Consider the following 20,245-nt stretch of genomic DNA (forward strand, 5'->3'; position numbering starts at 1 on the left):
TTTCGCGCCATCGGCCGGGCCCGTCAATTCTTTTCTGCCGATCCCAGTTCTTTTCTGACGAGCGGCGCGACTTTCGTGCCGTAGAGTTCGATGCCGCGCATGACCTGCGCGTGCGGCATCGGGCCGATCGCCATCTGCAGCAGGAACCGGTCCATGCCGAAGACCTGATGCGCGGCGACGATCTTTTCGGCCACCAGTTCCGGCTCGCCGAGGAAGAGATTGCCGAGCTTCGATCGCGCCTCGTCGAAATGCGCCCGGTTGGTGGGGCCCCAGCCGCGCTCGCGGCCGATGCGGTTCATCACCTCGGCCTGCGGACCGTAGAACTGGTCGGCGGCGGCCTGCGTCGTGTCGGCGATGAAGCCGTGCACGTTGATGCTGGTCTTGAGTTTTGCCGGATCCTGGCCGGCGCGCCGCGCTGCCTCGCGGTAGAGATTGAAGAAGGGCGCGAAGCGCGGATATTCGCCGCCGATGATGGCGACCGCGAGCGGCAGGCCCATGGCCCCTGCCCGCGCCACCGATTGCGGCGTGCCGCCGACGGCGATCCAGATCGGCAGCTCCTTCTGCAGCGGACGCGGATAGACGCCGCGGCCGTTGATCGGCGCGCGTTTTTCGCCCTGCCAGGTGACCACTTCCTCGTCGCGGATGGCGAGCAGCAGGTCGAGCTTTTCGGCGAACAGCTCGTCATAATCGCCGAGATCGTAGCCGAACAGCGGGTAGGATTCGATGAACGAGCCGCGGCCCGCCATGATCTCCGCCCGGCCGTTGGAGATCAGGTCGACCGTCGAGAACTGCTGGAAGACCCGCACCGGATCGTCGGACGACAGAACCGAGACGGCACTGGTCAGCCGGATGTTCTTGGTGATCGCAGCCGCGGCCGCAAGCACCGTCGAAGGCGACGAGATCACATAGTCCGGACGGTGGTGTTCGCCGAGCCCGAAGACGTCGAGCCCCACCTGATCGGCAAGCGCGATCTCCTCCAGGAGATCCTTGATCCGCCTCGCGCCTTCCGCGCCCTTGTCCGGTGCTGCGGCATCGACATCGCCAAAAGTGTGAAGCCCGAGTTCCATCTTCCAAATTCCATTCGTTGATGCCCGTCAGATAGTTATTCGGCATATCAGGCGCAAATGCTATTCTTTCGAAGGCATCGTTCGACGGAATGGATAGGTGTGGGTCACAGGCAATCGCCGGCCCACGGCTTGGCAACCCGCACGGGACTGCGAGATTTTGGGCACAAACATAGGTTTAAGGCCTAAGAGAATGGTAATCCCTCCGCGATAATCTCCCCGGCCAACAGGAACAACGGTTTAGGCAAATCGAATGGATGACAGCACCGGAAATCGGCCGGACTCGGGCGCTCCGAACCTGCAATCATCGAATGACATTCTCATCGTGGAGGATTCCGCCGCCCTTTCGGCTCTGCTGCGGCAGCGGCTGGAGCGGGAGACGGCCGGCAGGACCTTCTGCTGCGCGAGCCTGGAACAGGCTCGCATGCTGCTGGCGGGGCAGAAGTTCACCCTGGCGCTGACCGGCCTCAACCTGCCTGACGCGCCCAACGGCGAGATCCTTGCCCTGCTTGCCGAATATGCGGTTCCGACAATCGTCTTCACGGCGACCTCCGAGACGGAGACCGCCGTCCGCTACACCGAGCGGAAGATCATCGACTATATCGTCAAGACCGACAACAGGACGGTCGATACGGTCGTCAGGACCGTGAACCGCATCCTGACCAACAGCGCCTTTTCCGTTCTCGTCGTCGATGACGCGAGATGGGCCCGCTCCGGTCTGGTCGAGATCATGCAGCGGCAGAATTTCCGTGTCCTCGAAGCGCTTTCCGGCAAGGAGGCATTGAACATGCTTGCCGAGAACCCGTCGATCGAACTGGTCATCACCGACTACAACATGCCCGACATGGACGGACACGAGCTGACGAGGCGCATTCGCGCCACCCGGCCTTCGGACGAGCTGCGCATCATCGGCGTTTCGTCTTCGTCCGACCGCGGCCTTTCGGCGAGCTTCCTGAAGGCGGGCGCGTCGGATTTCATCTACCGTCCCTTCGTGCCCGAAGAGCTGCAATGCCGCATCGACAACAATGTCGAAACCCTGACCCAGATCAAGCGGCTGCGTTATCTGGCGGAACGCGACCATCTGACCGGTCTCGCAAACCGCCGCTTCTTCTTCGAGAAGAACCCGGCCCTGAAGCCCGCACCGGCAAACGACGCGGTTGCGATCCTCGACATCGACCATTTCAAGTTCGTCAACGACACCTACGGCCATGAGGCCGGCGACCAGGTCCTGAAGCGGCTTGCCGGCATCCTGAGCGAGATGACCGCCGGCAACCGCTATCTCGCGGCCCGCCTCGGCGGCGAGGAGTTCGCGATCTACATGAAGGATACCAATGCCTTCCAGGCCCATTCGTTCTGCGAACAAATCCGCGCCCGCGTCCAGGCGACCAGCATCGCGGTGCTGGACAAGAGCATTTCGGTGACGATCTCCATCGGCGTCATGGAGATGGAGGAGCGCGAGAGCTTCGGCAACCAGCTCAACGCCGCCGACCAGCTTCTCTACATGGCGAAGAAGAACGGCCGCAACCGCGTCTATTCGAGCCTGACGATACCGGAAGCTCTCATCCCTCAGCCAGCGGAAGAGGAACCCCGTTCCTCGGTGATCCGGCGTCCCGGCAGCCGGTGACGGTGCAACCGGATTCGATTCCGCTTTCAAGGACTTCCGCCGGCCTTTTGAATCGATCTCGAAAGCGCTTTAAGGCAAGGCCGCCCGAGCCGGACTCGGGCGGCGGCGCATGTTTCTAGAAAGTCTTGGCAACCTGTTCCAGCTGGTCGGCGACGATCCCCCAGCCGACCGTAAAGCCCATCTGATTGTGGGCGTTCTTGTCTTCCTCGCTCCAGTGATAGGCCGTCGCGGTATATTTCGTGCGGCCGTTGCCGAGGTCTTCGAATTCGACGACAGCCGTCATGAACGGCTTTTCCGACGGCACCCAGGCGCTGGTATAGGCATCGGTGAACACGAGCTTCCTGTTCGGCACCACTTCCAGGTAGATCCCGTAATTGGGGATCTTCTCGCCGTTCGGGCCTTCCATCAGAATATAGCTGGAGCCGCCGGCGCGCACATCCATCCGGGCTTCCGTCACCTTCCACGGCAGCGGGCAGAACCATTCGCCCATCCGTTCCGGCGTGGTCCACGCCTTGAAGAGCTTGTCGGCCGACACGTTCATCTCGCGAACGATCTGCAATGCGTGCTTGGCGGTATTGGCGGTCATTGTCTGTCTCCCTCGGGTTTCACTAGACATCTCATGCGATGCTGAATCTAGGACGTTTGGCCGGGACGATATCCGACACGTGTCATGGAATTTTTTCGGGCGATCGGGCAAATATGGCGAGACGGATCACCGGCGTCGGAGGAGGAATGATGACCCAGTTCAGGTTCGAGGCCGAAGTCATCCATTGGCGCGGCCCCTCGCCCTTCTTCTTCGCACCGCTTCCCTTGAACCAGGCCGAGGACATCAGGCGGCTGTCAAAACTTCTGAGCTACGGGTGGGGCGTCATCCCGGTCGACGCGACGGTCGGCGGCGTCACGTTCTACACGTCGCTGTTTCCCAAGGACGAGACCTATCTTCTGCCTTTGAAGGACGCCGTGCGGAAAAAGACCGGAATTACGGCCGGCGATACGATTGCCGTGGAGATGACGTTAAGGCCACCGCGGCAGTAGCGGCATCGGTCGGGAAAGCCCCTCATCCGGCTGCCGCCACCTTCTCCCCGTCTCGACGGGGAGAAGGACGCAGGATCACACCGTCTCCGTCCTTCTCAAGCGCTACTGAGGGCACGTCCCCTCTCCCCGCCTGCGGGGAGAGGGTTAGGGTGAGGGGCAATTGCCCCAGGCATTGATTTGATTGTCCACCTACACCGCCGGCGGCGTCACCGCGCCGAGCTTGTCGATCTGCATCCGGATATGGGCGCATTCGGCCGGCGAATTGGCGAGCGCGATCGCCCGGTCGAAGGCCTGCCGGGCTTCGCTCTTCCGGCCGGCCTGCAGCATCAGCCCGCCCTTGACCCCGTGGAAATAGAAATAGCCGTCGAGCTTTTCGGCCAGCGGCGCGATCATGGCGAGCGCCGCCTCCGGCCCTTCGAGCTTGGAGACCGCAACCGCCTTGTTGAGCGTGACCACCGGCGACGGCTGGATGTGTTCCAGAAGGTCATAAAGCATGGTGATCTCCTGCCAGTCGGTATCCTTCGGCGTCGCCGCCCGGGCGTGCAGCGCCGAGATCGCCGCCTGGACCTGATAAGGGCCGGGCTTGCGGTGGCGGATCGCCTTGTCGAGCAGGGCCAGCGCCTCGTTGATCAGCTTGCGGTCCCAGCGGCTTCGGTCCTGGTCCTCCAGAAGCACGATCTGGCCTTGGGCGTCGATGCGTGTCCCGGCGCGCGAATGTTGCAGCAGCATCAGCGCCAGCAATCCCATGATCTCCGGCTCGCCCGGGAAGATGCGCAAGAGCAGCCGGCCAAGCCGGATCGCCTCGTCGCAGAACGCGGCGCTGTCGGGATTGGTGATGCCGGCGGAATATCCTTCGTTGAAGACGAGATAGATCATCGCCGAAACGATGCCGAGGCGCTCGCTCCGTTCCGCAGCACCCGGTGTCTCAAAGGGCACGCCGGCCTTGGCGACGCGCGCCTTGGCCCGGGTGATGCGCTGTTCCATGGCGCTGTCGCCGACGAGGAAGGCGCGGGCGATCTGCGCGACGCTGAGGCCCGAGACGATCCGGAGCGCCAGCGCGATCTGCTGGGTCGCCGGAAGGTCCGGATGGCAGCAGATGAACATCAGCCGCAGGATGTCGTCCCGGTAGTTGGAATTGTCGAGCCGGTCGGCGATATCCGTTTCGGCGTCGGACAGGTCGGAGAAGGCCTCCTCCTCCGGCAATGGATCGTTCCTGGAGCGCTTGCGGACCGCGTCGATGCCGCTGTTGCGGCCGACGAAGATCAGCCATGCGGTCGGGTCGCGGGGCGGCCCCTTGTCCGGCCATGTCCGGATGGCGCGCAAGCAGGCCTCCTGAAAGGCCTCTTCCGCGGTATCGAGATCGCGAAAGTAACGCAGAAGCGCGCCAAGCGCCTGCGGCCGCGCGGCCGTCAGGGCAAGCTCGATCCAGGCAATATCTGTCATGTCTTGGTCTCGCTATGTTTCATCTCGCCGGGATGGAAGACGTAGAAGGGCCGGATTTCATAGGAACTGGAGCCGGGATTGACCGCCGAAAGCTTCTTCGAGAAGGCAACCGCCTCTTCCAGCGTCTCGGCCTCGAGCGTGTAGAAACCGAGGAGCACTTCCTTGGTTTCCGCAAACGGCCCGTCGAGCACCAGCGGCTCCTCCCTGCCCTTGCGCACGGTTGTGGCGGCGGTGGTCGGCATCAGCCGCCCGACCGGGCCGAGCTTGCCGGCCTCAGCATAAGGCGTCTGCACCTCGATGAGCTTTGCCATGACGGCATCCTCTTCCTCCTTGGACCAGGCGAAGACGGTTTCCTCATGGGCGTAGCAAAGGATGGCGTAAAGCATGCGTAGCTCCTTCTCCTAATGAAGACGAAGGATTAGCGCGGCTGCCGACAAGGTGCAGTAATTTTTTGACGGATCAGCGTCGCCCGGTCGGGCTGGTACCGAACGTCTCGCGGAACCGGCGGGAGAAATGCGACCGCGAGGCATAACCCGCAGCCTCCGCAGCAGCGATGCTGGAAGCGCCCGAGGATAGAGCGTTCTGCCCCGCCTTCAGCCTCTCCCGACGCAGGATGGACCGGAACGAGGCGCCCTCGCCGGAGAGGCGGCGACGCAGCGTCGAGGCGCCGATCCCAAGCTCGGCTGCGAGGCCGGCAACGCTCCAGGGCTCGGAAGGGGCAGCGGCGATCAGCCAGGCGACCTCCTCCGAAAGGCTCTGGCGAAACAGGGCCCGCGCCTCCGGCAGCGGGCGCAGCAGGGCCAGAACCTCGGCCATGCGCAACCGCCTGATCGTCTCGCCGACCGCGCCGTCGGCAATCGCCGTCGCGGCGTGGCAGAGTGCCTCCACCAGATCCTCGCCGAGCGGGACGCCGAAACTGCCCGCCTCGCCGCCTTGCAATCGCTCGGCCGTCGAGAGCGGCGGTATGCCTTCCGGCAGGTCGGGCACGTCGAGCCTCAGCGCGACATAGAGGCCGTTTGTCTCATCCGGTATGTTGACCGCGTCCATCGCCACGCCGCCGGGCAGAACGAATACGGATCCGGCCGGAAAGACCTGCGTCCTGTCACCGAGCCAGATTTCCTTCTGGCCATGAAGCACGATGCCGACCATCGGGCAGTCCAGCTCCAGCGCCTTCACCTTCTCCCGGTCGAAACAGCAATAGATGAACAGCTGCTCCGCATAGGCGTTCATGCCGGGCTTGAGGCGCCCGGCCGCCATCGGGCGCAGGCGGTCGAGCAAACTGCGGGAATGATCTGTAAAATGCCGGCCGAGGATCAGGTTCATCAGCACAGTATAGCGGAGGATGCGAAACGAAAAACATCCCCGGTGAGCGTTTCGGGCTCAAGCCGGCAAAAATCCGGCCCTGGTGGCGGGCGGAAAGCGGGCAGAAGGCGCGGGCTTCAACCGAGGAGACTTTTGATGAAGACCTTCGCTACCCTTTCCGCCTTTTCCGCCTTCGGCGCATCCCTTCTGGCCGCCGGCGCGGCTCTGTTGGCTCTTTCGGCTCCCGCCCGTGCCGCAGCCGATCTCGAACTCTGGCGGCTCGATTGCGGCTCGGTCATGGTCAAGGACCTGTCGAGCTTTTCCGACACGTTCGCCTATGCCGGCCAGACCCGCACGCTCACCGACAGCTGCTACGTGATCCGCCACGGCGCCGACTACATGCTCTGGGACACGGGCCTGCCTGCAGCCCTGATCGGCAAGGCGCCGGACCTGACCCAGCCGCTCGCCCCGTCGCTCACGGCCGACATCCCGGCGCAGCTCCAGAAGATCGGCATCAAGCCGGAGCAGATCGGCATTGTCGGCATCAGCCACAACCACTTCGACCATCTCGGCCAGGCCTCGACCTTCTCGAAGGCGACGCTGATGATCGGCGCCGGCGACTGGCAGAGCCTGCATGAAAATCCCCTGCCCTTCGGCGTCATGCCGGCGCTCGTCCAGCCCTGGATGGACGGCAAGGCGAAGGTCGACCCGGTCGCGGGTGACCGTGACGTGTTCGGCGACGGTTCGGTGATGATGCTGTCCATGCCCGGCCACACCAAGGGCGAAACGGCCCTGCTCGTCCACTTGCCGAAGACCGGACCGGTCCTGCTCTCCGGCGACGTGGTGCATTTCGAGGAGCAGATCGCCAATAACGGCGTGCCGCCCTTCAACATCGATCGCGCCGAAAGCCTCGCCTCGATGGATCGCATGAACAGGATCGCCCGGGAATTGAACGCCAGGCTCGTCGTCCAGCACGATGCCGGCGACATCGGCAAGCTGCCGGCCTTCCCGGCCAGCGCCCGCTGACCACGGACTGCTGATTTCGTTTCGATGGATTGCCACCGGCGCGCCTCGCGCGCCGGTGGCAAAAACGATTTCCATTGTAGAATTTATTGGCAATATCTGCGACACTCATCACAATGATGAAAGGATTGCAGATGGCCTCGGAAAGCATCCACGTGCGCGTCACCGGCAAGCTGCAGGACCATATCCGGCAGCAGACAGGCGAAAACGGCCTCTACGAAAACGCCAGCGAATATATCCGCGCCCTGATCCGCAAGGATATCCAGAGCAACGACGAGGCCTGGGACTGGCTGAAGCGGCATCTGGAGCCCGGCCTGCGCGCCGGGGAGAGCGAATTCGTCGAAGTGACCGCGAAGGACGTCATCAGCCGCAACAAGATGCGATGAGATGGCTGGCTATCTCTTCTACCCGCCGGCCGATGCCGCCCAGGATGTGATCTGGAAAACGACGGCGGAAACCTGGGGTGAAGCCCAGGCCGAGGCCTACATTCTCGGCCTGCACCGGCATCTCCAGCGGCTGTCGGAGACCCGCGTGCTCTGGCGAAAACTTCCCTCAGCGCTGACGATTCCGGCCGGCCTCGACGTCGAGGCTTGGTTCAGCCGCTACGAGCGCCACTATATCGTCCCGCACGTTGTCCGGCGGCCGCATCGGCGTGATCAACATCTTGCATGAACGGATGGATTTGCCGGTGCGGCTCGCCGATGATTTGCTAAGTATCGCTCGACGGGATTCGGAGTGAGTCTTTCCGCTCCCCGGTTCCAGATCTGATCCACTTCCCGAGGAATTCCCATGGCCGATCTTGCCGCCTTCCCGATCACTTCCAGATGGCCCGCCCAGAACCCGGACGTGCTGCAGCTCTATTCGACGCCGACGCCGAACGGCGTGAAGGTGTCGATCATGCTCGAAGAGATCGGCCTGCCCTACGAGCCGCATTTCATCAATATCGGTGCCGACGAGACCTGGGAACCGGAATACCTGTCGCTCAACCCGAACGGCAAGATCCCGGCGATCCTCGATCCGAACGGCCCAGGCGGCAAGCCGCTGGCGCTGTTCGAGTCGGGCGCGATCCTGATCTATCTCGCCGAAAAGACCGGCAAGCTGCTGTCCTCCGATCCGGCCACCCGCTACGAGACGATCCAGTGGGTGATGTTCCAGATGGCAGGCCTCGGGCCGATGTTCGGCCAGCTCGGCTTCTTCCACAAGTTCGCCGGCAAGGACATCGAGGACAAGCGCCCGCGCGACCGCTACGCCAGGGAATCCCACCGCATCATCCGCGTGCTCGAAACCCGTCTCGAAGGCCGCGACTGGGTGATGGGCGACGAATATTCGATCGCCGACATTTCCATGCTCGGCTGGGTGCGCAACCTGATCGGCTTCTACGGCGCCGGCGAACTGGTCGAATACGACCGGCTGAAGCGCGTGCCGCAATGGCTGGAGCGCGGCCTCGCAAGGCCGGCCGTACAGCGCGGCCTGGATATTCCCAAGCGCCCGGCCTGATCAAATACCGTAGCGACCCTAGTTCATGGGGAGATGGAGGTGACAATATGCCCAAACCTACTCTCCCCATGCCAGATCTCCCCATGCAGGGTAGTTGCCGTTGCGGACAGGTGCGCCTGAGGATCAGCGCCCCGCCGATCCTGACCATGGCCTGCCACTGCACCGGCTGCCAGAAAATGAGCGCCAGCGCCTTCTCGCTCTCCGCCGCGATCCCCTCTGAAGGGTTCGAGGTGACCGAGGGCGAACCGGTGATCGGCGGCCTGCACGGCGACGACGCCCACCACTACCACTGCCCGCATTGCAAGAGCTGGATGTTCACGAAGCCGGCCGGCATGGACTGGTTCGTTAACCTGCGTCCGACCATGCTCGACGACCCCAAATGGTTCGTGCCCTTCATCGAGACCTACACGTCCGAAAAGCTGCCCTGGGCGACCACCCCGGCCGTCCATTCCTACGAGACCTTCCCGCCGATGGAGGCCTATGAGGGCCTGGTGAAGGAATTCGCGGAACGGGAGTGACCTCCGAAATCGCTTGTCAAAATCCCGCCCTCCTTCCATCATGCGCGGAAAGGAGCTGTCCATGGACATCCATGTTTCGCTGACGGACGATCTGGCCGAGTTCGTGAAATCTAAAATAGCGTCTGGACGCTACCGCTCCTCGAGCGAGGTCGTACAGGAGGCCTTGCGACTGCTGGAGGAGCAGGACGATGCGGCCGGCGATCTGGATCGTCTGAAAAAGGCCTGGGACGAAGGTATCGAAAGTGGCGACTACCGCCCGCTGGATTTGAACTCGATCAAGGCCGAAGGCCGCAACAGACGCGCGGGCAAGCCCTGATCCATGGCCAAGGCGGTCGTTTATTCCAGCCGAGCGCGTGACGATATGCTGGATATCTGGTCCTGGATTGCCGACAAGAGCGGCCTCGCCATGGCCGATGCGGTTGTCCGGCGTATCGACGCCCGTATATTGCGATTGGCGGACCACCCTGAGATGGGGCCGGGCCGCTCCGATATCGCTCAATCCGCCCGGATGCTCGTGATCGAGAGATGGCTTGCCCTCTACGCGATCGTCGATGACACGGTTCGCATTGTCCGCATCATCGACGGAAGCGCCGATCTTCGACGGATCAAATGGGACACATGAACCCAAGCGGCAAAACTGCGTAAAAAACGTCGGCGAAATGTCGGCATCCCCATCCCTCCTTCGTCCTTGTATCGTCCGGCATGGACGAAAACGATCCGAACAGGAGGGAAAATCATGGATACGAATGCCCAGACAAACGACAATCAGGCAGTAGCGCCCGTACGCGGCGGGGTCGTCGCCTATCTTCAGGTCGACGGTGCGATGAAGGCTGCCGAATATTACAAGAAGGCGCTTGGCGCCGAGATCGCGGCCCTTCATCCGGTGGATGACCAGGGCCGCACCATGCACGTTCATCTCTATATCAACGGCACTTCGGTGATGCTCGGCGATGCCTATCCGGAGTATGGCCACCCGCTCCAGACCCCGCAGGCCTTCACCATGATGCTGCCGGTCGACGACATCGACTTCTGGTGGAAACGCGCCGTCGATGCGGGAATGACGGTCGAATTGGAGCTGCAGGTGATGTTCTGGGGCGACCGCTACGGCCAGGTCCGCGATCCCTTCGGCGTCGCCTGGGCGATGAATGCGCCGGTGAAGGCCTGACCGAATCCGGAAAACAGCACGCCGCCGGCGATCCGGCGGCGGCTTCAAGGGCCTATCGCACCACGAAACAGGTGATCGCCTTGGCCTGCAGGGTCGAGCAGGCCCGGCTGGCGGCGTCGCCATCTGCAAAGCCGACGAAGCGCGCGCGGAACACTTCCTTGCCGCTATCGGCGTAACTTTCGACGCTCGGTGCAACGCGGCCATAACCCTGGGTCAGCAACGGCATCGCCTTTTCGAGCAGCGCGGATGCCTGGTCGCGGCTGGCGGCCGCGGCAATCTGGATGCGCCAGAGCGAACCTGCCGGCTGCTGGGGCGCCATGACCTGAGACGACGCAACCCGGGATGGGGCGGTCGGGACTGGCGCAGTCCGGGGAACTGCGTTCGGAGGCGCCGCATAGAGATTGGCGAGCGCGGCCTTGGGCGTGGTGCCGAGGGTGATTTCCTTGCGCGGCGAAGGCGTCGCAAAGGCGAGCGGCACCGTGTCTTCAGCGGGCCGCTTCTGGGTCTCGAAAGCCACGAGACCACCGGACGCCGCATTGTTGCCCGGCACGTAGCGGTCGAGAAGCGCCGCCATCTGGTCGTCGCGCTTGCGGGCCGACTTGCCGCCCATCACCACGCCGATCACCCGGCGGCCGTCGATGGTGACGGCGCTGGCGATATTGTAGCCGGACGCGTTGGTGAAGCCGGTCTTGACGCCGTCCATGCCCGGATAGCGGTACATGAGGTTGTTGTGGCCGCGCAGGCGCTTGCCGCGGAACTCCATGTTCCTGGCGGAGAACAACTGGTATTCCCTCGGGAAGTCGCGGATCAGCGCCAGCGCCAGCTGCGCCATGTCGCGCGCCGTCGTCACCTGGCTGTCGTCCGGCAGGCCGGACGCGTTGCGGAACACGGTTCGGCTCATGCCGAGCGCCCGGGCCTTCCGGGTCATCATTTCGCCGAAACGGTCTTCCGAACCGCCGAGATAATCCCCCATCGTCGCCGCGGCGTCATTGGCCGAGCGCACGATCATGCCGTTGACGGCCTCGCGCACGGTGATCGTCCGGCCGGCGGCAACGCCGAGCTTGGAGGGGATCTTCGACGCCGCATTTGGCGTCATCGGAATGTCCTGGTCCCATTTGAGCCGCCCCTCGCGCAGCGCCTCGAAGGTCATGTAGAGCGTCATCATCTTGGTGAGCGATGCCGGATGGTTGATGTCGTCGGCATTCTCCGACGCCAGAACCTTGCCGCTCTTCACATCATAGATGAAATGGGCGTAGCCGGCCTCGGCCGGAACACGGCTGATTGCCAGAGAGGCGCCGAGCACCAACAGGAAAGCCAAGATCTGAGGAATTTTAAACATGCCCACCCTCTCTAAGTCGCCGGCGAGGATATGGCAACGAACATGGTGCGAAAATGACGCGATTCGCATTTGATTCGAATTTTCGATAAATGGTTAATCGAAAATAAGTACTTACGCATTTGTTAATGTTCTCCGGACAGCATCCTTCCAGCCGCGAATCTTCGCAGAACGGGTCTTTTCGTCCATCTGCGGCTCGAATCGGCGCTGCCGCGCCCAGCTTTTCGCGAAGGCTTTCCGGTCCGGCCACACCCCCGCCTTCGAGCCCGCAAGCCATGCGGCCCCGAGCGCTGTCGTCTCGAGGATGGTCGGCCGGTCGACGGGCGCGTCGATCAGGTCGGAGAGCCGCTGCATCGTCCAGTCGGAGGCGACCATGCCGCCGTCGACGCGCAGCACCGTGCTGCCGTTGGCGTTGCGCCAGTCCTTCTGCATCGCGTCGTAAAGGTCGCGGGTCTGGTAGCAGACCGCCTCGAGCGCAGCGCGGGAGATTTCCGCAGGCCCCGTCGCACGGGTCAGGCCGAACATGGCGCCGCGGGCTTCCGCATCCCAATAGGGCGCGCCGAGCCCGGTAAAGGCGGGCACCAGGTAAACCTCCTGCTGAGGATCGGCTTCTTCCGCCAACTCCCCGGTTTGCGACGCTCTTTCGATGATCCCGAGCCCGTCGCGCAGCCATTGCACGGCGGCCCCGGCGATGAAGATCGAGCCCTCCAGCGCATAGGTCGTCTCGCCATCGAGGCGGTAGGCGATGGTGGTCAGGAGCCGGTTCTTCGACCGCACCATGTCGGCGCCGGTGTTGAGCACCGCGAAACAGCCGGTACCGTAGGTGGATTTCATCATGCCCGGTTCGAAACAGGCCTGGCCGATCGTCGCCGCCTGCTGGTCGCCGGCAACGCCGAGGATCGGGATCGCCGCGCCGAACAGGCTTTCGTCGCAAATGCCGAACTCGTCGGCGCAATCCTTGACCTCGGGCAGCATGGCGGCGGGGATGCGAAGGATTTCCAGCAGGTCCTCGTCCCAGCGGTTGTCGGCGATGTTGTAGATCAGCGTGCGCGAGGCATTGGTCGCATCGGTGACGAAGCTTTTTCCGCCGGTCAGCCGCCAGATCAGGAACGTGTCGATCGTGCCGAAGCAAAGCTCCCCCTTGGCCGCCCTCGCCCGTGCACCCTTGACGTTGGCGAGCATCCAGGAAAGCTTGGTGCCGGAAAAATAGGGGTCGAGCAGCAGGCCAGTGCGGCGGGTGAACAGCTTTTCGAGGTCCTGCCGCTTCAGCTTCTCGCAATAGCTGGCGGTGCGACGGTCCTGCCAGACGATGGCGTTATGGATCGGTTTTCCGCTTTCGCGTTCCCAGACGACGACGGTCTCACGCTGGTTGGTGATGCCGATCGCGGCAATGTCGGAGGCTTTCAGCTTGGCTTCCCGCAGGGCCTGCTCGACGGCCCAGAGCACGGTCGCCCAGATCTCTTCCGGATCATGCTCCACCCAGCCGGATTTGGGGAAGATCTGGGTGAATTCCTTCTGGCCGATGCCGGCTATCCGCATGTCACCGTCAAACACGATCGCCCGCGTCGAGGTCGTCCCCTGATCGATCGCCAGAACATATCCCGCCATGCCGTCCCTCCCAGTTCACGCAATGCTTGGGAACTGGTTTGAACAGAAACGGCAAAAGCCTGTCAAACGGAAAGGAAGGGCGCGGCGCGCCTTTCCCCTGTCCGCCGGCATGCTGGACGCCGGAATACGATTAAGCGATCAGGCGCCGCCCTTCAGAGCCGTGTTGCACAGGCTCCAGTAACCGCCGCCCTTCTGTATCCACTTGAGGTCGGCGAGCGTGCCGGCTTCCTTGTTGACATGGTAGGAGTCGACGCAGGTCTTGAGGCGGCCCTTGGCAGGCGTCTCGCTTGCGTATTTCTTGTCGACCGCCTTGGGGAAGGTCACGCTCTTCGGTGCCTTGACCGTGGACTTTTCCGGTTCTTTTTCCGTGGTCTTGACCACGTCGTCCTCGTCCTGCTTGTCCGCGGCGGCGGCATCGGCGCCGCAGAACTTGGCGCGGTAATCATTCCACTTCATGTCCTTTGCAGAACCGTCCGTCTTGGCGGCCTGATATTTCGTGCTGCATTCCTTCATCGTCAGCGCGCTGGCGGGGGAAGACAGGGCAAGGGCGCCGAGAAGGGTGCCGGCGGCGAGGAAAGTCAGTTTTCCGTACATGGTTTTGCCTGAAGCTGTGAGTTGCCAATAGGGTGAAGCGAAGAATGCACGGCTCCCCCGTCAGGACGGGAGAACCCCGTTCGGGCTCGCCTTGTCGATCGCGGTCGGCAAGTGATCTGCGAGAAGCTGAGGCAGTTGGTCGACATCGATGCCGAGCGCGCTTGCCAGACCGCGTACCTGCTCGGAGGAAAGAGCCGACCTGATCTGCTCGGCGGAGACGGGAAGATTGGAACCGGTGCCGATCCACGACGCCACCTGGTCGCCGAGGCCCGCCCGGTTGAGCTGGGCGACGATTCCGTTGACGCCGCCGGCATTCTGAAAGATGTTTTCGGCAACCGCCAGCAAATTGACCGGCCTGCCGCCCAGGGCGTCGCTGATCACGCTTCCAAGGCCATCAAACAATCCCATCCGACCCTCCCAGGTCTGTCCGTCCGGCGCCGTTGGAACAATAGCAGCTCGGTTTTTTTGTGTCATCATCAATAAGCCTCCCCCGGCAAGTTCTTCCTGCGAGTTGTGACCGCTGTTTGGCGGCAAACCGCGGCCAGATCGAGAGCCTCGACCTGCCGTTGCTCCAGGGGGCGCCCGGCGGCGGCAGCGATGTTGAGACGACGCCGCCGCGCCCTTCCCTCGCCGGCGATGGCGGGCATCCGCCCGGCGCTCGAGATCGACGATGCCGATTGCAAGAGGGCGAAATTTGCGCATAACCTGCCTTGACCATTGCGGCGCACAAGAACGCCGCCCGGAAGGCTGGATCGCAGGGAGATTTGGGCATGAGCAGAACCGTCGTCGTCACCGGCTCCACGAGCGGCATCGGGCTCGGCGTTGCAAAGGCGTTTGCGGCCGAAGGCGCCAATGTCGTGATCAACGGCTTCGGGCCGGCCGATGCGATCGAGGCGACGCGCAGCGAACTCGATGCGCTCGGCTCCGGCCGCGTGCTCTATCATGGGGCAGACATGACCCGGCCGGCCGAGATCGAGGACCTGATCGCCACCGCGGCAAAAACCTTCGGCACCGTGGATGTGCTGGTCAACAATGCCGGCATCCAGCATGTGGCCAAGATCGAGGAATTCCCGCCGGAAAAATGGGACCAGCTGATCGCCATCCTCCTGACCTCGGCCTTCCATACCATGCGCCACGCGATCCCTCTGATGAAGGCTTCCGGCAAGGGCCGGATCATCAACGTGGCCTCGGCCCACGCGCTGGTCGCCTCGCCGTTCAAATCCGCCTATGTAGCTGCCAAACATGGTATTTTAGGACTAACCAAAACGGCGGCCTTGGAACTTGCCGAATTCGGGATTACCGTGAATGCGATATGTCCGGGCTACGTGCTGACGCCGCTGGTCGAAAAGCAGATCCCCGACACCGCCCGCGAGCGCGGCATCACCGAGGACCAGGTGAAGACCGAGGTGATGCTGAAGCTGCAGGCGACCAAGGAATTCGTGGCGATCGACGAGGTCGCGCAGGCGGCGATCTATCTCGCCAGCGATGCGGCCAGAAGCATTACCGGCACGCATATCTCGATCGACGGCGGCTGGACCGCCCAATAACCGGGCCAACCGGAACGGACTACAAGAGCCGGCAACGGCGGACGAAGGAGAAAAATGAGCGAAGCCATCCGCTTCATCGTGAATGGAGATGAGGTCACCCTTGGAGATTTCGGCCCGACGGAAACCCTTCTCGACTATCTTCGCCTGAGGCGGCGGCTGACAGGTACCAAGGAAGGCTGTGCGGAAGGCGACTGCGGCGCCTGCACGGTGCTGATCGGGCGATTGACGGAACACGGCCTGCGCTACGAAAGCGTCAACGCCTGCATCCGGTTCTTAGGATCTCTGCACGGCACGCATGTGGTCACCATCGAGCACCTGGCAGGACGCGACGGCGCGCTGCATCCCGTGCAGCAGGCGATGGTCGATTTCCACGGCTCGCAATGCGGCTTCTGCACCCCCGGCTTCGTGATGTCGCTCTACGGCCTGTGGCTCTCGAACGGCACGCCGACGCGCGCCGAAATCGAAAGCGCGCTGCAGGGCAATCTCTGTCGCTGCACCGGTTACGAGCCGATCGTCAAGGCGGCCGAGCACATCTCCACCAGCCGGCCGAGCTCGCTCTTCGACCCGCTGGAGAGCGACCGCATCCAGGTCATGGCCAAGCTCTGGGGCATCCATTCCGGCAACGACACCATCATCATCGCCAAGGATGGCGCCCGCTCGATCGTGCCGGCCTCGGTCGCAGCATTCGCCGATATCCTCGCCGACGAACCGGAGGCGACGATCGTTGCCGGCGCGACCGATGTCGGGTTGTGGGTGACCAAGCAGATGCGGCTTCTGAACCCCGTCATCTTCATCAACCATCTGACCGAGCTGCAGTCGATCACCTCCGAGGAGGCCGGTATCACCATCGGCGCCGGCGTCAGTTATGCCCAGGCATTCGATGTTCTCGTGGACGAGATCCCGCCGCTCGGCCGGCTGATCGACCGGATCGGCGGCCAGCAGGTGCGCAACATGGGCACGATCGGCGGCAACATTGCCAACGGCTCGCCGATCGGCGACACCCCGCCGCCCTTGATCGCGCTCGGCGCCGAGCTGACGCTGCGCTCCCATTCCGGCCGCCGTACCATACCGCTCGAGGATTATTTCCTCGCATACGGCAAGCAGGACAGGCTGCCGACCGAATTCGTCGAGAAGGTTTTCGTGCCGCGCCCGGCCGAAGGCAGCCATTTCGCCGTCTACAAGATCTCCAAGCGCCGCGACGAGGACATCTCCGCGCTCTGCGGCGCCTTCCATCTGACGCTCGATGCCGACGGCAAGGTCGAAAAGATCCGCATCGCCTTCGGCGGCATGGCGGCGACCCCGAAACGGGCGAAACACGTCGAGGATGCGCTTCTCGGAGAGGTGTGGAACTGGGGCACCGTCTCGGCCGTGCGCGATGCGTTCGGCGAGGATTACCAGCCGCTGACCGACTGGCGGGCGACGGCTGAATACCGCAGCCTCACCGCCAGGAACCTGCTGACCCGCTTCTTCCTGGAAACCGCCGGAGCGCCCGCGGAACTCCGCCGGTTCGAGCTGGAGGAGGCGTGAAAATGGTAAACACCGTGAACCGGCCCCTCACCCTAGCCCTCTCCCCGCTTGCGGGGCGAGGGGACGTGCCCCGCTCACCGTCAGCGATTGAGGCGATGCCGATGCGGCTTGCGTCCTTCTCCCCGTCCCTACGGGGAGAAGGTGGCGGCAGCCGGATGAGGGGCAGCCTCCGGATTGGAGGCCTCTGCTGATGGACAAGACCACGTTCGACAACAAGCCGCTCATCAACGGCCCGATGCACACCTCGCTGAAACATGATTCAGCACATAAGCACGTCACCGGAACCGCCGAATATATCGACGATATTCCCGAACCCGCAGGAACGCTGCATGGCGGCTTGGGGCTTGCCGACCGGGCGCATGCGGAGATCGTCTCGATCGATCTTTCGGCGGTCAAAAGCGCACCCGGCGTCGTCTGGGTAATCACCGCGGAAGACGTTCCGGGCTTCAACGACGTCGCCTCGACCGGCCAGCACGACGAGCCGCTGCTGGCGACCACCGCCGTGCAGTTCCACGGCCAGATCGTCTTCGCCGTCATCGCCGAAACCCGCGACCAGGCTCGCCGGGCGGCGAAGCTCGCGAAGATCGAATACCGCGACCTGCCCCATTGGACCGATATCGACAGCGCCCGCGAGAACGACGCGCCTTACGTCGTCGAGCCGATGACGCTGAAGCGCGGCGAGCCGGAAACCGAGATCGAAAAGGCGCCGCTGCGCGTCCAGAACCACATGTATATCGGCGGCCAGGAGCATTTTTACCTGGAGAGCCATATCGCGCTCGCCATTCCGGGCGAAGACGACGAGGTGACCGTCTGGTCCTCCACCCAGCATCCGAGCGAAATTCAGCACATGGTGGCGCATGTGCTGGGCGTCGCCAACAATGCGGTGACCGTCCAGACCCGCCGCATGGGCGGCGGTTTCGGCGGCAAGGAAACGCAAGGCAACCAGTTCGCGGCGCTCGCGGCCGTCGCGGCCAGGAAGCTGAAGCGGGCGGTAAAGTTCCGCCCCGACCGCGACGAGGATATGTCGATCACCGGCAAGCGCCACGATTTCCGGGTCGATTACGACGTCGCCTTCGACGAGGAAGGTCGCATCCATGCGGTCGATGCCACCTATGCGGCGCGCTGCGGTTTTTCCGCCGATCTTTCCGGCCCGGTCACCGACCGCGCGCTCTTTCACGCCGATTCCAGCTATTTCTATCCGCATGTGCGCCTGACCTCGCAACCGCTGAAGACCCATACCGTCTCCAATACCGCGTTTCGCGGTTTCGGCGGGCCGCAGGGCATGCTCGGTGGGGAGCGGATCATCGAGGAGATCGCCTATGCGGTCGGCAAGGACCCGCTCGATATCCGCAAGCTGAATTTCTACGGCCAGCGCGGTTCCGACCGGACGATGACGCCCTATCACCAGGACGTCGAGGACAATATCATCGCCCGCCTCGTCGACGAGCTGGAGGCTTCCTCCGAGTATCAGGCCCGCCGGCAGGCGATCCTGGAGTTCAATTCGCAGAGCCCGGTGATCCGCAAGGGCATCGCGCTGACGCCGGTGAAGTTCGGCATCTCCTTCACCATGACCGCCTATAACCAGGCGGGCGCGCTGGTGCATATCTACAATGACGGCTCGATCCACCTGAACCATGGTGGAACCGAAATGGGCCAGGGCCTCTACACCAAGGTGGCGCAGGTGGTGGCCGATACGTTCCAGGTCGATATCGACCGGGTGAAGATCACCGCGACGACCACCGGCAAGGTGCCGAACACGTCTGCGACTGCCGCCTCTTCCGGTACCGACCTGAACGGCATGGCCGCCTACGACGCCGCCCGCCAGATCAAGGAACGGCTGATCGATTTCGCCATGCGCCAGTGGAAGGTCGGCCGCGACAAGGTCGAGTTCCTGCCGAACCGGCTGCGCATCGGCGGCGAGATCGTGCCTTTCGACACCTTCATCCGGGCCGCCTATTACGACCGCGTGCAATTGTCGGCCGCCGGCTTCTACAAGACGCCGCGCATCCACTGGGACCGCAAGGCGGGTAGAGGACGGCCGTTCTATTACTTCGCGTATGGCGCTGCGGTGTCGGAAGTCTCGATCGACACGCTGACCGGCGAATACATGGTCGACCGCACCGACATTCTCCACGACGTCGGCAAGTCGCTGAACCCGGCGATCGACATCGGCCAGGTGGAAGGCGCCTTCGTTCAAGGCATGGGCTGGCTGACCACCGAGGAATTGTGGTGGGACGCCAAGGGCCGCCTGCGCACCCACGCCCCCTCCACCTACAAGATCCCGCTCGCCTCCGACCGGCCGAAGATTTTCAACGTCAAGCTCGCCGAATGGGCAGAAAACGCCGAGCCCACCATCGGCCGCTCCAAGGCTGTCGGCGAACCGCCGTTCATGCTGGCGATCTCCGTGCTGGAAGCTCTGTCGATGGCGGTGGCAAGCGTGGCGGATTATTCCGTCTGCCCGAGGCTCGACGCGCCGGCAACGCCGGAACGGGTGCTGATGGCGGTCGAGCGGCTGAAGGCGATGTGATGGAGCGCGCATGCCGCATTTCCATGTCCGCGACGCCAATCGGAAAAACGCCCGGACCATGCGCCGGGCGCTGAGCGAAGCGGAGCTGAAATTCTGGAATGCGGTCCGCGCTCATCGCCTGATGGGGATCGGCTTCCGGCGGCAGATGCCGATCGCCGGTTACATCGTCGATTTTGCCTGCCCGGAGCACAAGCTGATTATCGAGGTCGATGGTGCGAGCCATTCATTCGATCAGAACATCGGCCGGGACGCTGCGAGGGATGAGAAACTGGCCTCGCTTGGCTGGCAGGTGGTAAGGTTTACCAATGACGAAGTGTACCGCCATATCGACGATGTGTGCATGCACCTTCTGCGGATTATCGGGATCGAGCGCTTTGCGTAGATGTTGCTACCCCCCTCTGCCCTGCCGGGCATCTCCCCCTCAAGGGGGGAGAT

Annotated in this window: 23 protein-coding genes; 14 read left to right on the plus strand and 9 right to left on the minus strand. The window is 63.3% G+C overall.

What is annotated here, in order from left to right; all coding sequences use genetic code 11:
• Window positions 1-23 precede the first annotated feature (23 nt).
• On the minus strand, window positions 24-1,067 hold the full coding sequence (locus tag J2X76_RS09130; protein ID WP_310215177.1) for an LLM class flavin-dependent oxidoreductase: 1,044 nt from the start codon (window positions 1,065-1,067) through the stop codon (window positions 24-26).
• 250 nt (window positions 1,068-1,317) lie between these two features.
• Between J2X76_RS09130 and J2X76_RS09135 the strand changes: the two genes are divergently transcribed.
• The gene (locus J2X76_RS09135; protein ID WP_310215180.1) at window positions 1,318-2,688 is read left to right on the plus strand and encodes a diguanylate cyclase; all 1,371 of its coding nucleotides are present in this window, start codon (window positions 1,318-1,320) and stop codon (window positions 2,686-2,688) included.
• Window positions 2,689-2,803: 115 nt separating this feature from the next.
• Here J2X76_RS09135 and J2X76_RS09140 read toward each other — a convergent pair whose 3' ends face one another.
• On the minus strand, window positions 2,804-3,274 hold the full coding sequence (locus J2X76_RS09140; protein WP_310215182.1) for an SRPBCC family protein: 471 nt from the start codon (window positions 3,272-3,274) through the stop codon (window positions 2,804-2,806).
• Between the two features lie 149 nt (window positions 3,275-3,423).
• Here J2X76_RS09140 and J2X76_RS09145 point away from each other — a divergent pair, with 149 nt between their 5' ends.
• Window positions 3,424-3,723 carry a DUF1905 domain-containing protein gene (locus J2X76_RS09145; RefSeq protein WP_113284101.1) on the plus strand — a complete coding sequence of 100 codons (300 nt, stop codon included), beginning with the start codon at window positions 3,424-3,426 and terminating at the stop codon, window positions 3,721-3,723.
• 189 nt (window positions 3,724-3,912) lie between these two features.
• On the opposite strand, the gene J2X76_RS09150 is transcribed toward J2X76_RS09145, so the two are convergent.
• From J2X76_RS09150 to J2X76_RS09160, 3 genes are all read right to left on the minus strand, one after another.
• Window positions 3,913-5,166 carry an RNA polymerase sigma factor gene (locus J2X76_RS09150; protein ID WP_310215186.1) on the minus strand — a complete coding sequence of 418 codons (1,254 nt, stop codon included), beginning with the start codon at window positions 5,164-5,166 and terminating at the stop codon, window positions 3,913-3,915.
• Window positions 5,163-5,552 (minus strand): YciI family protein, encoded by a 390-nt coding sequence (locus tag J2X76_RS09155; protein ID WP_310215189.1) that lies wholly within the window; start codon window positions 5,550-5,552, stop codon window positions 5,163-5,165. Before J2X76_RS09155 ends, J2X76_RS09150 begins: the two co-directional genes overlap by 4 nt.
• Before the next feature lie 73 nt (window positions 5,553-5,625).
• Window positions 5,626-6,489, minus strand: coding sequence for a helix-turn-helix domain-containing protein (locus J2X76_RS09160; protein WP_310215192.1), 864 nt, complete (start codon window positions 6,487-6,489; stop codon window positions 5,626-5,628).
• Between the two features lie 135 nt (window positions 6,490-6,624).
• Here J2X76_RS09160 and J2X76_RS09165 point away from each other — a divergent pair, with 135 nt between their 5' ends.
• The 8 genes from J2X76_RS09165 (at window position 6,625) to J2X76_RS09200 (ending at window position 10,671) form a co-directional block, all read left to right on the plus strand.
• Complete coding sequence (locus tag J2X76_RS09165; RefSeq protein ID WP_310215193.1) at window positions 6,625-7,494, plus strand: N-acyl homoserine lactonase family protein; 870 nt, start codon at window positions 6,625-6,627, stop codon at window positions 7,492-7,494.
• Between the two features lie 131 nt (window positions 7,495-7,625).
• Window positions 7,626-7,877 carry a transcriptional regulator gene (locus J2X76_RS09170; protein ID WP_113126664.1) on the plus strand — a complete coding sequence of 84 codons (252 nt, stop codon included), beginning with the start codon at window positions 7,626-7,628 and terminating at the stop codon, window positions 7,875-7,877.
• Window position 7,878: 1 nt separating this feature from the next.
• The gene (locus J2X76_RS09175; RefSeq protein WP_310215196.1) at window positions 7,879-8,163 is read left to right on the plus strand and encodes a hypothetical protein; all 285 of its coding nucleotides are present in this window, start codon (window positions 7,879-7,881) and stop codon (window positions 8,161-8,163) included.
• Between the two features lie 117 nt (window positions 8,164-8,280).
• Window positions 8,281-8,988 carry a glutathione S-transferase N-terminal domain-containing protein gene (locus tag J2X76_RS09180; RefSeq protein ID WP_310215198.1) on the plus strand — a complete coding sequence of 236 codons (708 nt, stop codon included), beginning with the start codon at window positions 8,281-8,283 and terminating at the stop codon, window positions 8,986-8,988.
• A 47-nt stretch (window positions 8,989-9,035) separates the two neighbouring features.
• Window positions 9,036-9,506, plus strand: coding sequence for a GFA family protein (locus J2X76_RS09185; RefSeq protein WP_310215199.1), 471 nt, complete (start codon window positions 9,036-9,038; stop codon window positions 9,504-9,506).
• 61 nt (window positions 9,507-9,567) lie between these two features.
• Entirely contained in the window at window positions 9,568-9,822 is a 255-nt protein-coding gene (locus tag J2X76_RS09190) for a type II toxin-antitoxin system ParD family antitoxin (protein WP_310215201.1), read from the plus strand.
• A 3-nt stretch (window positions 9,823-9,825) separates the two neighbouring features.
• Window positions 9,826-10,128 (plus strand): type II toxin-antitoxin system RelE/ParE family toxin, encoded by a 303-nt coding sequence (locus tag J2X76_RS09195; protein ID WP_310215203.1) that lies wholly within the window; start codon window positions 9,826-9,828, stop codon window positions 10,126-10,128.
• 114 nt (window positions 10,129-10,242) lie between these two features.
• Window positions 10,243-10,671, plus strand: coding sequence for a glyoxalase/bleomycin resistance/extradiol dioxygenase family protein (locus J2X76_RS09200; RefSeq protein ID WP_310215205.1), 429 nt, complete (start codon window positions 10,243-10,245; stop codon window positions 10,669-10,671).
• A gap of 52 nt (window positions 10,672-10,723) precedes the next feature.
• Here J2X76_RS09200 and J2X76_RS09205 read toward each other — a convergent pair whose 3' ends face one another.
• The 4 genes from J2X76_RS09205 to J2X76_RS31590 form a co-directional block, all read right to left on the minus strand.
• On the minus strand, window positions 10,724-12,010 hold the full coding sequence (locus tag J2X76_RS09205; RefSeq protein WP_310215207.1) for a D-alanyl-D-alanine carboxypeptidase: 1,287 nt from the start codon (window positions 12,008-12,010) through the stop codon (window positions 10,724-10,726).
• A 111-nt stretch (window positions 12,011-12,121) separates the two neighbouring features.
• A complete protein-coding gene (gene glpK / locus J2X76_RS09210) occupies window positions 12,122-13,615 on the minus strand; it encodes a glycerol kinase GlpK (RefSeq protein ID WP_113126658.1) in 1,494 nt (497 codons plus the stop codon).
• A gap of 138 nt (window positions 13,616-13,753) precedes the next feature.
• Window positions 13,754-14,209 carry a hypothetical protein gene (locus tag J2X76_RS09215; protein WP_113126657.1) on the minus strand — a complete coding sequence of 152 codons (456 nt, stop codon included), beginning with the start codon at window positions 14,207-14,209 and terminating at the stop codon, window positions 13,754-13,756.
• Window positions 14,210-14,269: 60 nt separating this feature from the next.
• Window positions 14,270-14,911, minus strand: a complete 642-nt coding sequence (locus J2X76_RS31590; RefSeq protein ID WP_405030008.1) for a YidB family protein — start codon at window positions 14,909-14,911, stop codon at window positions 14,270-14,272.
• Between the two features lie 68 nt (window positions 14,912-14,979).
• Here J2X76_RS31590 and J2X76_RS09225 point away from each other — a divergent pair, with 68 nt between their 5' ends.
• The 4 genes from J2X76_RS09225 (at window position 14,980) to J2X76_RS09240 (ending at window position 20,192) form a co-directional block, all read left to right on the plus strand.
• Window positions 14,980-15,756 (plus strand): 3-hydroxybutyrate dehydrogenase, encoded by a 777-nt coding sequence (locus J2X76_RS09225; RefSeq protein ID WP_113126655.1) that lies wholly within the window; start codon window positions 14,980-14,982, stop codon window positions 15,754-15,756.
• Between the two features lie 54 nt (window positions 15,757-15,810).
• Complete coding sequence (gene xdhA, locus J2X76_RS09230) at window positions 15,811-17,283, plus strand: xanthine dehydrogenase small subunit (protein WP_310215212.1); 1,473 nt, start codon at window positions 15,811-15,813, stop codon at window positions 17,281-17,283.
• 190 nt (window positions 17,284-17,473) lie between these two features.
• The gene (gene xdhB / locus J2X76_RS09235) at window positions 17,474-19,810 is read left to right on the plus strand and encodes a xanthine dehydrogenase molybdopterin binding subunit (protein ID WP_310215215.1); all 2,337 of its coding nucleotides are present in this window, start codon (window positions 17,474-17,476) and stop codon (window positions 19,808-19,810) included.
• A 10-nt stretch (window positions 19,811-19,820) separates the two neighbouring features.
• The gene (locus J2X76_RS09240; RefSeq protein ID WP_310215217.1) at window positions 19,821-20,192 is read left to right on the plus strand and encodes an endonuclease domain-containing protein; all 372 of its coding nucleotides are present in this window, start codon (window positions 19,821-19,823) and stop codon (window positions 20,190-20,192) included.
• The last annotated feature ends 53 nt before the right edge of the window (window positions 20,193-20,245 follow it).

Origin of the sequence: Neorhizobium sp. 2083, assembly GCF_031455615.1 — a bacterium.
Taxonomy (GTDB): Bacteria; Pseudomonadota; Alphaproteobacteria; order Rhizobiales; family Rhizobiaceae; genus Neorhizobium.

Excerpts from the sequence above, each read along its gene's own strand:
- J2X76_RS09130 (WP_310215177.1), bottom strand. The coding sequence starts at position 1,067 with ATGGAACTCGGGCTTCACACTTTTGGCGATGTCGATGCCGCAGCACCG.
- J2X76_RS09135 (WP_310215180.1), top strand. The coding sequence starts at position 1,318 with ATGGATGACAGCACCGGAAATCGGCCGGACTCGGGCGCTCCGAACCTG.
- J2X76_RS09140 (WP_310215182.1), bottom strand. The coding sequence starts at position 3,274 with ATGACCGCCAATACCGCCAAGCACGCATTGCAGATCGTTCGCGAGATG.
- J2X76_RS09145 (WP_113284101.1), top strand. The coding sequence starts at position 3,424 with ATGACCCAGTTCAGGTTCGAGGCCGAAGTCATCCATTGGCGCGGCCCC.
- J2X76_RS09150 (WP_310215186.1), bottom strand. The coding sequence starts at position 5,166 with ATGACAGATATTGCCTGGATCGAGCTTGCCCTGACGGCCGCGCGGCCG.
- J2X76_RS09155 (WP_310215189.1), bottom strand. The coding sequence starts at position 5,552 with ATGCTTTACGCCATCCTTTGCTACGCCCATGAGGAAACCGTCTTCGCC.
- J2X76_RS09160 (WP_310215192.1), bottom strand. The coding sequence starts at position 6,489 with ATGAACCTGATCCTCGGCCGGCATTTTACAGATCATTCCCGCAGTTTG.
- J2X76_RS09165 (WP_310215193.1), top strand. The coding sequence starts at position 6,625 with ATGAAGACCTTCGCTACCCTTTCCGCCTTTTCCGCCTTCGGCGCATCC.
- J2X76_RS09170 (WP_113126664.1), top strand. The coding sequence starts at position 7,626 with ATGGCCTCGGAAAGCATCCACGTGCGCGTCACCGGCAAGCTGCAGGAC.
- J2X76_RS09175 (WP_310215196.1), top strand. The coding sequence starts at position 7,879 with ATGGCTGGCTATCTCTTCTACCCGCCGGCCGATGCCGCCCAGGATGTG.
- J2X76_RS09180 (WP_310215198.1), top strand. The coding sequence starts at position 8,281 with ATGGCCGATCTTGCCGCCTTCCCGATCACTTCCAGATGGCCCGCCCAG.
- J2X76_RS09185 (WP_310215199.1), top strand. The coding sequence starts at position 9,036 with ATGCCCAAACCTACTCTCCCCATGCCAGATCTCCCCATGCAGGGTAGT.
- J2X76_RS09190 (WP_310215201.1), top strand. The coding sequence starts at position 9,568 with ATGGACATCCATGTTTCGCTGACGGACGATCTGGCCGAGTTCGTGAAA.
- J2X76_RS09195 (WP_310215203.1), top strand. The coding sequence starts at position 9,826 with ATGGCCAAGGCGGTCGTTTATTCCAGCCGAGCGCGTGACGATATGCTG.
- J2X76_RS09200 (WP_310215205.1), top strand. The coding sequence starts at position 10,243 with ATGGATACGAATGCCCAGACAAACGACAATCAGGCAGTAGCGCCCGTA.
- J2X76_RS09205 (WP_310215207.1), bottom strand. The coding sequence starts at position 12,010 with ATGTTTAAAATTCCTCAGATCTTGGCTTTCCTGTTGGTGCTCGGCGCC.
- glpK (WP_113126658.1), bottom strand. The coding sequence starts at position 13,615 with ATGGCGGGATATGTTCTGGCGATCGATCAGGGGACGACCTCGACGCGG.
- J2X76_RS09215 (WP_113126657.1), bottom strand. The coding sequence starts at position 14,209 with ATGTACGGAAAACTGACTTTCCTCGCCGCCGGCACCCTTCTCGGCGCC.
- J2X76_RS31590 (WP_405030008.1), bottom strand. The coding sequence starts at position 14,911 with ATGCGCAAATTTCGCCCTCTTGCAATCGGCATCGTCGATCTCGAGCGC.
- J2X76_RS09225 (WP_113126655.1), top strand. The coding sequence starts at position 14,980 with ATGAGCAGAACCGTCGTCGTCACCGGCTCCACGAGCGGCATCGGGCTC.
- xdhA (WP_310215212.1), top strand. The coding sequence starts at position 15,811 with ATGAGCGAAGCCATCCGCTTCATCGTGAATGGAGATGAGGTCACCCTT.
- xdhB (WP_310215215.1), top strand. The coding sequence starts at position 17,474 with ATGGACAAGACCACGTTCGACAACAAGCCGCTCATCAACGGCCCGATG.
- J2X76_RS09240 (WP_310215217.1), top strand. The coding sequence starts at position 19,821 with ATGCCGCATTTCCATGTCCGCGACGCCAATCGGAAAAACGCCCGGACC.